This is a genomic window from Photobacterium sp. ABD4_091 (assembly GCF_056160145.1).
This window is the reverse complement of sequence record NZ_JBSWWQ010000002.1, coordinates 377,665-390,757: the sequence shown is the minus strand read 5'-3', so window position 1 is coordinate 390,757 and position 13,093 is coordinate 377,665. Positions and strand designations below refer to the sequence as shown.

Sequence of the window (13,093 nt, the reverse complement as noted above, 5' to 3'; positions counted from 1 at the left end):
TGCAGGTATTTCAACGTTTTACTTGGCTAGCCATTGCGTTGCAACGATAACCTCTTCACCCGCCGTTACCTGAGCCTCAAACTGGCTCCCGGCTTGTACTTTACCAACACCAGACGGTGTACCTGTCATCACAATATCACCATCATTAAGCGTCATGAAAGTTTGGACTTCTTGCAAAATGACATCAGGCGAATAAATCATCAGAGAGATATTTCCTGCCTGGATCAACTCACCATCAATATACAGACGCAAGCCTAGTTCTCCCAGAGCATCTGAAGGCAATGAAACAAAATCACTAAACAATACTGATCCATCAAACGCTTTACTTCGCTCCCAAGGCAGCCCTTTCTCCTTTAGCTTGCTTTGTACACCTCGCTTGGTGAGATCTAACCCAACAGCTACGGCATCAAAACGGCCATTGCGAAATAAAAAAGAAAGCTCAGCCTCATAGTGAAGCTGATCACTCCGGTGGGAGGATAACAGCACTTCAGAGATCGCCGAATTAGGTTTAGTGAAAAGTACCATCTCATCAGGGATTTCATTGCCTAGTTCATGAATGTGGGCCACGTAATTTCGGCCTACACACACCACTTTATTTGGCATCACAGCTTGTTTCTCGACGCTAACTGTTTTCATTTCAATCCCTTTCAACATGTCCTTGATTTAGCAAAATAACACCGATAAAAAAAGCCGACAATGATCGGCTTTGAAAAAACTTATAATATGGGTATTGGTTTTAGGTATAACCTACTAGGCATAATGTACCAAGATTGATTTGTTTGCCTATTCAGCCACAAAAACCAAGTTTGCATTAACAGGAACAGTTAGCAGAATCGAGTTTAGTTTCGCGATATCTTTGAGCTTACCGACTCCTGCATCAAGACCAAAGGAGCCTGCCTGCACTTCTACCGGGCTAATTGTCGAAACCAACAAGCCGCCACCGTCTAGCCCTGTCACTTGAACTTTGGCATTCAGCGCTTCTTCCTTGCCATGCAGGTCGAGCTTAAACTCAACATCTTGCACCAGTGTTTGCCCGGCACTCAAACCGCTGATCGCGTCGCTATCCACTTTAGCTTCAACCGTAGTAAGCGGGTACTCTTCGGTATTAAAGAGCTCTTTCTTCATTCGCTCATCACGGATCTGGATCTTGGTATCTACACTTGTTAAGTCAATCGACAACGATACGTCACCACTATCAGAAATAGCGCCACTCAAGTTGCGAAAGCCGTGTTGCTCCATCACGCTATCGTTTTTAACCGAAGAGAACCCGACAGAAGATTGAGTACTATCTAACTTCCATCCCGCCCATGCACTACTAGCCCCTAGCATTAAGGCAGTAGATAAAGCCCCCACCATTAAATGCTTCTTCCTATTTACCGCCATTGACTTCCCCTTCTCTTGTTATTTCTTTGAATATTTCTTAGAAAATATAGGCTAGTTCATAGCAAGCCGGAAAGAAGCCGTTCAATTTTTTAAATGCGATATGGTTCTAAAAGTGCTACTGCCCATTGGGGTTTATCGATTTAAGCCTTGACTTAAAGCCTACTCAAACCTGTATTCCTGAGGCTATCAGTTTTTATTTTTGCAGCAAAGATACAGGATATGAGAATGGATACAAAAACACTTGGTAATTCCGATTTGAAAATCAGCCGACTAGGTATTGGAAGCTGGGCTATTGGTGGCGATATCGGTGAGTGGGGATGGGGAAAACAATCAACACAAGATTCAATAAACACCATCCACGCGGCGCTAGACAATGGAATAAACTGGATTGATACCGCACCAGCGTACGGCTTAGGGAATGCAGAAAAGGTCATTAGCAAAGCATTAAAACAAACCGGCAGTAAGCCATACATATTTACCAAATGTGGTTTGTGTTGGAAGCCTGGTGAAACCGAGCTATTCAATAGAATTTCGAGTGAGTCCGTCATCAAGGAAGTTGAAGATAGCCTTCGTCGGCTCGATGTCGAGGCAATTGATCTCTACCAAATACACTGGCCGCTACCAGAGGCAGATATCACAGAAGCTTGGCAAACATTGGCAGATTTGAAGAAACAGGGAAAAGTACGCCATATTGGTGTATCAAACTTTTCAGCCGAGCAAATGGAGACGCTAAACGAGATCTCCCCGATCACATCAAACCAGTCTGCCTATTCACTCTTGAATCGAACTATAGAAGATAGTGTTATGCCTTGGTGTGCTGAACATAACGTGGGGACTATCCATCATTCAACGATGGCTTCAGGCCTTCTAACCGGCGCAATGACTAAGGAAAGGTTTGCGCAATTGGATCTACGGGACTGGCGCCATAAAAATCACCTTTTTCATGAGCCAGATTTCACCAGAAACCTACTCTTGGTGGACTTACTAAAACAGATAGCTGCAAACAAAGGCTGTAGCGTTGGTGAACTCAGCATTGCCTGGACGCTTTCACACCCAGCAACCACAGGATCAATTATCGGTGCACGTACACCTCAACAGTTAATGGAGCTCATTAACGCTTCAAAGATAAAACTAACGAAAGAAGACATTGCTAAAATAAATAATTTTTTTGAATCAAACAAACTAGAAACTGCATAGCATAGCAATTCATTAAAATTCCACTGCAGGCTTTAATAGCCTGCAGTGCTAAACATAATCTACTTTTGATCGACCAAAATTTCTTGGTAATGGCTTATTTTCCAATCTATATGCGAGAGAAAGTCCTGGGTCTCAAGTAATTTACTTTGAAGCCTTTTTCTATGACTAATAAGAATATCAAGTAATAAATCATCTCTACTATTAGCATGAGTCATCTTTTCAACATACAACTGAATATCCCTAAGTGGCATTCCCGTACTTTTTAAACACTGAACAAACTGCAACCATTTAATATCATGCTCTCTGTAATACCTGTGGCCTGATGAATCCCTCGGGATAGGGTAAATCAAACCACTACGCTCATAATACCTCAAGGTGTGGCAACTTAAACCACTCTGTTTAGCCGCTTCCTGTATTCTCACTATTTTTCCTTACTACTTCACGTTCCTGTTTCCACCATCCCATTATCAATAAATTTCATGGATATAATCCATCGATTTAAAAGTATAAATGGTGATATCCGCTGGAATTAGACAAGGCCACTAGCAGTTAGGTGGTAATGATTAATCTTGACTAATCAGGCTACTTACCAATTGGAGGAAAACTCACCCTCTCCCCTTCGGCAGTCAAGATAGCGATATCGATAGGTTTACCGTCCGCATCTAACCGGACTTCACCGATGGCACTGCGGTTTATCAAACGATGATTTCCGGGTAAATCCGGATCACGCTTGAAGATTTTGAGCCGCTTTCGCTTGGTAAGCCAATTGAGTGGCGAACGAGGGCTATAGAGTATTCGATCCATGAAATCACAGACACGAAGTAAACCATTAGGAAACTCGTTTTTAATTCCACTTGAGGTGATCTGATAAATATTCGGGCTACAGTTTCTAAAACGCAGTTTAACGTCGTAGGCAAACGAATAATGCACATCGCCCGAGAGGATCACAAAGTTTGTGGGAGTCTTAGTATGAGTAAAAATACTCATCAAGGTATTGGCCGATCCCGGGTGCGCCATCCAGTTTTCAGCATCGATCAACAATGGCTGCCCTAGCCATGTCATCCCACGCTGCAGCGATTCAATAAACTTTACTCCGAACATCGGCGCGGCAGAAACCAAAATCACTGCGGGTTCATTCATCAAGGACATTTGCAGCTCACTGAGTGCTTCCCAGTCCATTAAGCCCGATGGCTTGTTCATCTTGGACTCTGAACGCCACCGACGAGTACGGGTATCAAGCACCAGCATTTTCGGCACCGTGCCAATGGTGTAATGCCATTGTTCAAAGCGGTAAAGAAAATCAATCAAGCTGTCTTGGCTATCACTGTCAGGGTGATTGAAGTAGGTGTCCACATGGGTATGAAATGTCTTGTCGAATTTCTCAGGTGCGTTCCCCCATCCCTGGCATAACCAATAGCTGATCAAGCCATTTCCAATAATCCTCCTAGAAAAGTGATTATGGTAAGCCGCTTGTTCCCACCCCACCGTTAGGTTCCAGTCATCTGTTATGTCGTGATCGTCAAAAATCATGTAGGTAGGAATATGCGCCATTAACCGACGGACTTGCGGCAAGCCTTCGACAAACTGATCGATCTGGACTTTTTCATCAGCCCAAAGGTTTTGCCATTTGGCTTCCAGAATATTGGTTACACTGCTATTACTACCTTCCAAAGAAGTGCCTTGCCACTGAAATCGATTTTTCTCCAGTCGAGAGCTATCAACCAGCTTCCACAACTCTGGCGACCACACCAACAAGTACATGGCATTAAACTCACTCAAGGTGATCAAGTGGTTGCCTGATTCCCGGGAGCTGAAAACCGGAGACTTGCGCCTTAGCCAGTTAGCGATGCGGGGAAAACGTTCAATGATGTCTTCACCGCCTTCTAGGTATTGCGGTAGCAGTTTATCCCTGCCATAGAAGTTATCGGCATGGCATAGCAGTTCATTGGTATTGGCGACCGGCGCTTTGTCAAAAGCTTCATCATATAAACCAAGCAGAGAGATAACTTGATGAATACTATCAAGGGTTGAACCAGCAACGTGGTCGGCATAGATCTGATCACCGCTCATCATAAGCAGTGATGGCCTATCGGTAATTTCTTGGCTTGCAACTTTATCATCGGCGGCCACTAAGCTGTCTTTGCTTGGGTAATGCGGGTTCCGGCAGGAGCCGTGCATCACATAATCGGCTTGGGTTCTAATGATAAAGGCCGGGCGTGTTTCACCACCATAAAGTAGATCAGGAATGAGTTCAGTGACTAAACCATCCTGTGTTTCAATTTGGTACTCTAACGGGATATCAGCAGGAAACTCACCACGATAAGTTACTTGATATACCCAAGCTCGCCCCCCAATTTGGATGTGCTTTCCCTGAGAGAGGCTGCCAGAAAACAGTTCTTTTTGTTCTGCTTGCTGATAGAGAGTAAAGGTGCCTTCCAGCGGGCTTGAAACCGCAAACCACAACGTCAGCTCCTTGGGTGTTACCTTACGTAAAATCGGCCCGGCAAGGATAAGAGGCAATGGCTGAGAGTTAATTTGAGTTCTGTTTAACGGCGATTCAACGGTCATAGCTTGGCTGTACTCTTTATTTCTTTATGTTTCGCGGTGTTGTTTTTTTAGTGTGTTATAGGTACGACATTAGCAGCAACAATTTGTTTAATAAAGATAACTAGAAATTGAACCTCAGCTAAAAAATGTCTGCCAACTCGGCATACATCCAATTCATCACTTGGCCGACTCCTTTGTCCCTGCGCTTAACTACACCCATCTCAACTAAAAGGGGCTCAGGGATTTCTTCACTCGACAACTCCACCAGTTCATCCACGTACCATATCTCCTTTGCAACGTGCTCAGGAACTAACGCCCAGCCTATGCCGCGTATCACCATGGCGGAAATCAGATAATAAGAGTCAATATGCCAATAGTTTGATGAAATAGGCTTCGCTTTACCTATTCCCATTCGATCACGAATCACGAGTTGCCTGTGCTGGGTTAGATCAGCGATTTTCGGAGCAGGGATTTTTGCCAAAGGGTGTGCTTTCGACACAATCAAGGCATGTTTGAATTGGCCTATTGAGGTAAATTCCAAGCTCTCAGGCAAAACATCTTGGTGAAACAGTACTCCAAGATCAGCCTTTTCAGACTCCACCCATTGCGAAATATCTTGTTGCGAGCCATTAATGATTGTCAGTTTCAGCAATGGATGGCGCTCTGCCAACAAAGCAAATAGGCTCTCAAATGCAGTAACCGGCACTGCTTCATCAATCGCTATAGTAAATGTCGCCTCCTCACCTGAGGATACAGTCATGGCTCTGGCCGATAAACGCTGACACTGTGCCAGTACCGTCTGAGCTTCTATGTACATTTCTTCACCGGCGGCAGTTAACACCGGCAACCGGGCACTCCGATCAAACAACTCAAACCCCAAGTCCAGCTCAAGGTTGTTAATCGCGGTACTCACTCGTGATTGCGCTTTACCCAGGTGCCTGGCTGCGGCGGAAAAAGAGCCGTGTTTCACCGCACTTACAAAAGCTTCCAGTTGATCTATCGTCCAATTCACGCAGCTCATCCCACAGTAATCCAATGACTCTTCATTTTAACCCATCCGAAAACCGGATGGATACCAACTTCAATCAATCTTGAAAATAACGATAATGATATCAAAGTCACAAAAGCCTGATATCCCATGCAAGAGAAAATCACTCAAGAGTCACCACAGCCAAGCACTACAATTGATAACAAAAGTATTAGTAAAACTTTCTGGCGATATGCGATACCGTCCGTCGCCGCCATGCTGGTAAACGGCCTGTATCAAGTCATTGATGGTATTTTCGTTGGCCACTACATCGGTTTTGAAGGCTTGGCTGGTATCAATATGGCCTGGCCAATCATCGGCCTTATTGCTGGCCTCGGCTTACTTGTGGGCATGGGTACAGGCAGCCTTATTTCAATCTACAAAGGCGAAGGCAACCACACCAAGGCGCAGCAGGCACTCTCAACCGGCCTGGGCCTAATCGCGATCTTTGGTTTATTGGTGATGGCTCTGCTGGCCATGATTGCTCCATCGTTATTGCTCGCACAGGGCGCAACAGGAACGCCATTGGCAATGGGCAGCGCCTATATCGAAGTCTTCACTTGGGGCGCAGTATTTACGATCGCCGCAGGTGCCCTGCCCATGCTCATCCGTAACGACGATAGCCCTAACTTCTCAACCGCATTGATGATGGCGGGTGCAGTGATCAATATCATCCTCGATTACATTTTCATTGCCCATTTGGATATGGGGCTCAAAGGGGCTGCGATTGCAACAATCATTGCCCAAATATCTATCACTGTCGTGGCGGTTGGCTATTTTTTTACGCACTATTCAAAGCTAAGGCTCAATTTAAGCACTCTGAGATTTAACTTCCGTATTGCGGCTAATGCAGTAAGCCTTGGCACATCTAGCTTGTTTATGTATGTCTATTTCAGCTTTATCATTGCCGTACACAACAAGCTTTTTATGGATTATGGCAGTGCCATCCATGTCGGGGCATTTGCTATTGTTGGCTACTTAATGACCATGTACTACCTACTTGCGGAAGGTATTGCTAGCGGTATGCAGCCACCGGTCAGTTATTACTATGGGGCTGGCCATGGCAAGAAAATCCGGGCAACGCTCATCCTTGCTAGCAAAGTCGTTGTGCTCACAGGGGTAGGCTCAGTTATCTTCCTAAACCTGTTCCCTAATACCTTGGTAAGCTTATTCAGCAACGGCGACCCTGCCCTTGCGACTGAAACAGTCAATGGGCTTCGCTTGCATCTGTTTGCCATGTTCCTAGATGGCTTTATTGCGCTAGCTTCCGTTTACTTCATGTCAGTTAACCAAGGCGGAAAGGCGCTCGGTATCTCAGCGGGTAACATGCTGGTTCAATTGCCATTCCTGTACTTTTTGCCGCAATGGCTTGGTGTAGATGGTGTTTGGCTGTCGGTGCCATTATCGAACATTCTGCTGGCAGCGATTGTTGTGCCTTTGGTATGGAAAGATATTCAGAAAAAGCAGCGTAGCGATATCTCGTTCAACGCGGTAACGGCGTAACGCAGCCATAGGAAGTTAAAATGCACCCAATAAAAAAGTACACGCAGAAAGCGTGTACTTTTTACTTGTTCTTTTACCTTAAATTGCAGCCGGCAGGTATCGCTAGAATATCCCTTTCTTCTTGATCTTCTGCACATGGGCAAGACGCTCATTAAGATCAACAACCGGCGTTTCATTATTCTCTTGTAACGGTTGCCCCTGCTGAGCCCCAGCACTGCCATTAGGTAAGTTACGGATCATATCGGTTTGGGCTGTAAGTAATTGCTTTAGTTCAGCAATCTGTTGCGACTGTTCCTCTACCCGCTTCAATAGCTCTGCCTGTGATGGATGCAGCTCCTGTGACTCAAGGTGATTTTGCGACGCTTGGTGCTTCTGCGACGTCTGCTGACTTTGTAACGATAGCTGCTCGCGGGTATGGTTTGCTTCAGCTTGAATGTGTTCGACAATTGAAGCTTTCATTGCCTGAAGCATTTCATTCTGTGCTTGTTGGCTTGCTGCTGGCTCGATTTCTTTCGCTAGCAACCCCAACCCTTTCAGGATTCCCTCCAAAGTTGACGCTGACACCTGCGCTTCTGTTACCTGCAAACTCAGTTGCTGGGAAAGTTCAGGGTTTAACAGATACAAGAACAAACCACTGAGATAGACTTGTTTCTGAACATTCCGCGCATTGATTAAGGCCAACCCATTCTCTTCGGCTGACTCTGCTTTCAAACGCGAAAAGTCTTCAGCCCATTGATGAAGAACTTTACTCGCATAAAGATCTGCCGGGTTGTTGAGCGGGTCGAGGTAAATCGAATAATTAATCCGCTTCAAACGATCAACCATTGACAGCCTCTTGCTCTGGCATGTTCACAGCCTCGCCGTCTGCATGGTACAAACAAAGCTCGCGGGCCAATGCTTCTTGTGGCTCATCCACCAGCACGACTCGCTCACCCAATGTCTCATAGGCTTTTTTCACGGCCGGATAGATTAAACTCGCTCCACCACCGACTAGGTAGACACGGTTAGGGTTCTTGGCGAACTTCTTCGCTTCGTATGCCACTTGCTTACCTAGCTCTTCAACCTTGGTTTCGATTTTGTCGAGAATGACCGAAATCTGGCTCTCGTCGTTCACTACCTCGCGAACAAAACCCAAATTATCACGTTGCTTGATAAGCTCATTGGCCACCAAGTAACTTGAATCACTGTCAGCAACAGCCAGTGACTTGCGCGCCACATCCGTCACCATGGACACACCGATTTCATTATTGCCGTAGATTGCAGAAACATCATCAAACTCACCAACAATCACCCCCATATCCAGTGTCGTACCACCGATATCAATCACCAGAGAACGATTAAACTGGCTAACAGACTGCATAGTCAGGGTAGAAAGCACCGCAGGTAAACTCTCCGGCATCACCTCAACATCAACGATTTCAAACAACTCGCCTTTGTTAAGCTCGATCTGGCGCATCAAATTGTCACGCTTACGGGCAATTTTATCTTCGTTCTTCTGACAGTCTTCGCCGTTGTAGTATTCCGTTATTGGCAAGGTGACCACCAATTTTACCGGGCTTGGTTCAATACCTGTCTGTAACAAGGCATGGTGGACGGACAGCAGGTTCAAATCATCATATTGATAATCGACATGTGTTGTTTCCAGCGCCTTGTCTGAAGTCATGTCGTAGGTATATTTGGTTGAGCCAATCGTATAGTTAAAGATCTTCTTGTCTTTTCGCAGTGCGGCACTTTTCCAGTTTTTTCGGAACGAGTTAGGCGAGATAACGGTGTGTAGTTCACCTTGCTCAATCCAACTTACTTTAACGTTGGTTGAACCGTCATCAACCGCAAATTTACGTGGCGTCATTGTTTTCCTGCTTTTTCTCAGTGAGAGTAATTTGTCTACGCGAAAGTAAATATAAACCGCAGTCCAATGGCAAACGCAGCACGAGAGATTTGAAGCAAATCAGCAAAAACAAAATAATCTTAGTTATTCATTTAATTTCTTCGAAAGTGCGTCGATCAGCTTTATTTGACAGCAATTTCTCGCTAACACCCAGCCTAGTTACAACCAGTGAATAACAGTACTTAATTTTAACGTTTAACTTTCTTGCTCATTCACCTCACCTTATTTCAAATGATATTAGTAAGCGATTGATTTAAAATAAAAATAGATTAGGTCCTTGAATTTTATAAATCATTTTCTGAATACCTTTCAACACCATTGCTTCATAGAACACCTAAATAAAAGAACAGTATATTGGTGTCAGATTGAGTGTTATGGATTACCTTGGTCTATATTCACCTAAAAAATATAGCCCGAGCCATCTATAACAATAAAAAATAGTAAGTTATATCGACATTTTTTTGTCACCATAGGCCGCAGTGCATGGCGATCAGGGAGTTAAACTGGTCGCACCAATTTGCTAGACACAGATCACCAAACCAATTAAATTCAAACACTTAATTGAATTAATTTTACCATTAAAGTTCATGAAGCAAGCTCACATACCTACAATTTTTTGCTACCAAACAAAAGATTTTTCTTTGACCAAAATAAGAGGCTTTGCTACTAATTTAATAGTACTTGTGACAACGGCAAACTAAATGAAAGTTTAGGACGCAAAGCTTCCGGTCTAATGATTTATCTATGATAGCGGGGCTACCTCAAGTGGAGTTTACTCCCTTTCGTTGTGCTTGTATTTATTAAAACAAATGGAGTGTGAACATTATTGATTGGTTCTGTTTTGTCTCGTTTTCTAAATAGAGTTTCAATTTATTCCGCTCAACAAACCATTACTCGTTATATGTAAATGGAGTTCATTCTGTGAAAAAGTCTAATCTAGCCATATTTATTGGCGGCTTACTCTCGTCCTCAATAAGCTATGCTGCCGCACCCGGCGCACCAACCATTGATTGGGGTGAGCACACCTACGCTCTTGTCGAGTTAAACCGAGATGCCAGCAGCTACGAAGATATCGTGGTTGATGTACATGACAGTGTCGCCGTTACCGTTTCTTGGCAAACATGGAGCGGCGACCCTGCAGAGACGGCCAATGTGAAACTTGATGGCAGTACGGTCTGGACCGGCAGTGGCAGCGTTAAAAGCGCCACATTTGATGTCAGCAAAGGTGGTGTCTACGACATGACTGTTGAACTGTGTAACGCTGATGGCTGCAGCGAAAGTGGCAGCGTCGAGCTTACTATCGCCGATACCGATGGTAGCCACTTAGCGCCGTTGGTACCCGTTCTGCAAGAGAACAATAAACCTTATACCAATAAATCAGGTAAGGTTGTCGGTAGCTATTTTGTTGAGTGGAGTGTGTATGACCGCGCCTTCCCTATCGATAAAGTCCCAGCCCAAAACCTCACTCACATCATCTACGGTTTCACCCCAATCTGTGGCGGCAATGGCATCAATGACAGCTTGAAGCAAATCCCTGGCAGCTTCGAAGCATTGCAAAAAGCCTGTGCGGGGCGAGAGGATTTCAAAGTCGCTATCCATGACCCTTGGGCTGCACTTCAAAAAGGCCAACAAGGCGTCAGTGACTGGGCTGATCCGTACCGGGGTAACTTTGGCCAGATGATGGCGCTCAAACAAGCCTACCCAGATTTGAAGCTCCTGCCTTCTATTGGTGGCTGGACCCTATCAGACCCATTCTACTTCATGCACGATGAAGCGAAGCGCCGGACCTTTGTTAACTCAGTCAAAGAGTTCCTGCAGACCTGGAAGTTCTTCGATGGTGTAGATATCGACTGGGAATACCCGGGCGGTAACGGTGCTCACCCTACTCTTGGTGACAAAGAAAAAGACGGTGAATTGTATGTCACGCTGATGAAAGAGCTGCGTGAAATGCTGGATGACTTGTCCAAAGAAACCGGCCGTACCTATGAGCTGACTTCTGCCATCGGTGTCGATGTCAAAAAGATCGAAGTCGTAGATTACAGCCGCGCCCAGCAATATATGGACTACATCTTCCTGATGAACTACGACATGTTCGGTGCCTTCGATTTGAACAACCTAGGCCATCAATCCGGACTGTATGATGCGAGCCATAACCCTGCGGTTACCCACACCACAGACCGCGGCGTCAATGACCTCCTAGCACAAGGGCTCGATCCGAAAAAGCTTGTCATAGGCGTACCTAAATATGGACGAGGCTGGAAAGGCGTTCACAACTATACTGGCGATAACCCGATGACCGGACAGGCCACCGGCGGCATTGATGGCACCTGGGAGGCTGGTGTGCTCGATTACCGTGACATTGCCGACAACCATTCAGGCAATGGCTGGGAAGATCGTTACGATGAGCAAGCAGAAGCCTCTTACAAGTGGAACCCAACCACCAGGGAGCTTATCTCTTACGATAATGCCAGAGCAGTTAAAGCCAAGGGCAACTATGTCCAGCAACATGGCTTAGCCGGCTTGTTCTCATGGGAAATTGATGCCGATAATGGCGATGTCCTTAATGCCATGCACGAAGGGCTGGGCCATGGTGATGGCGGAGTGACACCACCACCGGAGAACAAACCGCCTCATGCCAATGCCGGCGTTGACAAGACCGTTACAGGGCCAATTGATGTCATATTAGATGGCTCAAACTCCTACGATCCGGAACAGCAAGCTATTAGTTATGCCTGGAAACAAACTGCTGGTGACACCCTGGCTATTACTGGGGAACACGAAGCAAAGGCAACGATAGCCGTTCCGTCTACCGATATTGACATCAGCTATTCCTTCACCCTGACAGTAACAGACGAGGAAGGCCTAACTGACAGCGACACGGTAACCATCAACAACAAGGCAGAGCAGGAAAACCAGCCGCCGAGCGTATCGCTACCCGCCCAGCTTCCTGTGGAATCACAGGATACCTTCACCCTCAATGCCCAAGCGGATGACCCAGACGGTGACCCGTTGACTTACAGCTGGACTATCCCTCAAGGGTTTAGCTTAGTTTCGGGTCAAGGCACAGCATCACTCACCCTTTCTGCTCCTGCCGTTACTGAAACATTGCAGGCAACAGTGTCTGTATTGGTATCAGACGGCGCACTGGATGCACAGGCGCAAACCTCAGTGACTGTGACACCTAAAGATACAGGTGGCAATGAGTGTGACTTAACCGATCCAAATGCTGGCAACTACCCTGCTTGGTCTGGTGGTGCTGTTTACAATACCGGTGACCAAGTCAGCCACGACCAACTAGTCTGGGAAGCTAAGTACTGGACACAAAACAACAAGCCAAGTGCGACTGCCGATCAGTGGAAACTGATCAGTGATGTTGAGTTTGGTTGGAACACGGGTGTGGCGTACAACGGTGGTGATGAGGTCAACCATAACGACTACCGTTGGAAAGCCAAATGGTGGACCAAAGGCGAAGAGCCAGGAGTTGCTTCAGTATGGGAGAACATCGGTGCTGTTACTTGTGACTAACAAAAGCTAAGTGACAAACAAGT

The 13,093-nt window shown here is 45.7% G+C and carries 10 protein-coding genes and 1 riboswitch; of the genes, 3 read left to right on the top strand and 7 right to left on the bottom strand.

Translation table 11 applies throughout. The features are described 5' to 3' along the window. Positions 1–18: 18 nt before the first annotated feature. On the bottom strand, positions 19–636 hold the full coding sequence (locus ACXAGQ_RS15950) for a fumarylacetoacetate hydrolase family protein (RefSeq protein ID WP_475255155.1): 618 nt from the start codon (positions 634–636) through the stop codon (positions 19–21). Positions 637–783: 147 nt separating this feature from the next. Next, complete coding sequence (locus ACXAGQ_RS15945) at positions 784–1,383, bottom strand: YceI family protein (RefSeq protein WP_475255154.1); 600 nt, start codon at positions 1,381–1,383, stop codon at positions 784–786. 225 nt (positions 1,384–1,608) lie between these two features. On the opposite strand from ACXAGQ_RS15945, the gene ACXAGQ_RS15940 reads away from it, so the two are divergent. After that, on the top strand, positions 1,609–2,580 hold the full coding sequence (locus ACXAGQ_RS15940) for an aldo/keto reductase (RefSeq protein ID WP_475255153.1): 972 nt from the start codon (positions 1,609–1,611) through the stop codon (positions 2,578–2,580). A 59-nt stretch (positions 2,581–2,639) separates the two neighbouring features. On the opposite strand, the gene ACXAGQ_RS15935 is transcribed toward ACXAGQ_RS15940, so the two are convergent. The 3 genes from ACXAGQ_RS15935 to ACXAGQ_RS15925 all read right to left on the bottom strand — a co-directional run bounded on the left by ACXAGQ_RS15935 (position 2,640) and on the right by ACXAGQ_RS15925 (position 6,139). After that, positions 2,640–3,002 carry a MerR family transcriptional regulator gene (locus tag ACXAGQ_RS15935; protein ID WP_475255151.1) on the bottom strand — a complete coding sequence of 121 codons (363 nt, stop codon included), beginning with the start codon at positions 3,000–3,002 and terminating at the stop codon, positions 2,640–2,642. Between the two features lie 160 nt (positions 3,003–3,162). Beyond that, a complete protein-coding gene (locus tag ACXAGQ_RS15930; RefSeq protein ID WP_475255150.1) occupies positions 3,163–5,148 on the bottom strand; it encodes an alkaline phosphatase D family protein in 1,986 nt (661 codons plus the stop codon). A 118-nt stretch (positions 5,149–5,266) separates the two neighbouring features. Continuing rightward, positions 5,267–6,139, bottom strand: coding sequence for a LysR family transcriptional regulator (locus ACXAGQ_RS15925; RefSeq protein ID WP_475255148.1), 873 nt, complete (start codon positions 6,137–6,139; stop codon positions 5,267–5,269). A 126-nt stretch (positions 6,140–6,265) separates the two neighbouring features. On the opposite strand from ACXAGQ_RS15925, the gene ACXAGQ_RS15920 reads away from it, so the two are divergent. Continuing rightward, complete coding sequence (locus ACXAGQ_RS15920) at positions 6,266–7,657, top strand: MATE family efflux transporter (protein WP_475255147.1); 1,392 nt, start codon at positions 6,266–6,268, stop codon at positions 7,655–7,657. A gap of 102 nt (positions 7,658–7,759) precedes the next feature. Here the strand turns inward: ACXAGQ_RS15920 and ACXAGQ_RS15915 are convergent, their stop codons facing one another. Both ACXAGQ_RS15915 and parM read right to left on the bottom strand, forming a co-directional pair. Then, the gene (locus ACXAGQ_RS15915; RefSeq protein ID WP_475255145.1) at positions 7,760–8,482 is read right to left on the bottom strand and encodes a hypothetical protein; all 723 of its coding nucleotides are present in this window, start codon (positions 8,480–8,482) and stop codon (positions 7,760–7,762) included. Next, complete coding sequence (gene parM, locus ACXAGQ_RS15910) at positions 8,475–9,506, bottom strand: plasmid segregation protein ParM domain-containing protein (protein WP_475255144.1); 1,032 nt, start codon at positions 9,504–9,506, stop codon at positions 8,475–8,477. The genes ACXAGQ_RS15915 and parM overlap by 8 nt, the downstream gene beginning before the upstream one ends. A gap of 720 nt (positions 9,507–10,226) precedes the next feature. Beyond that, a riboswitch (cyclic di-GMP riboswitch) is annotated at positions 10,227–10,309 on the top strand. Positions 10,310–10,466: 157 nt separating this feature from the next. Between parM and ACXAGQ_RS15905 the strand changes: the two genes are divergently transcribed. Continuing rightward, positions 10,467–13,070: a glycosyl hydrolase family 18 protein gene (locus ACXAGQ_RS15905; RefSeq protein ID WP_475255142.1), complete on the top strand. Its 2,604-nt coding sequence runs from the start codon at positions 10,467–10,469 to the stop codon at positions 13,068–13,070. Positions 13,071–13,093: the final 23 nt, after the last annotated feature.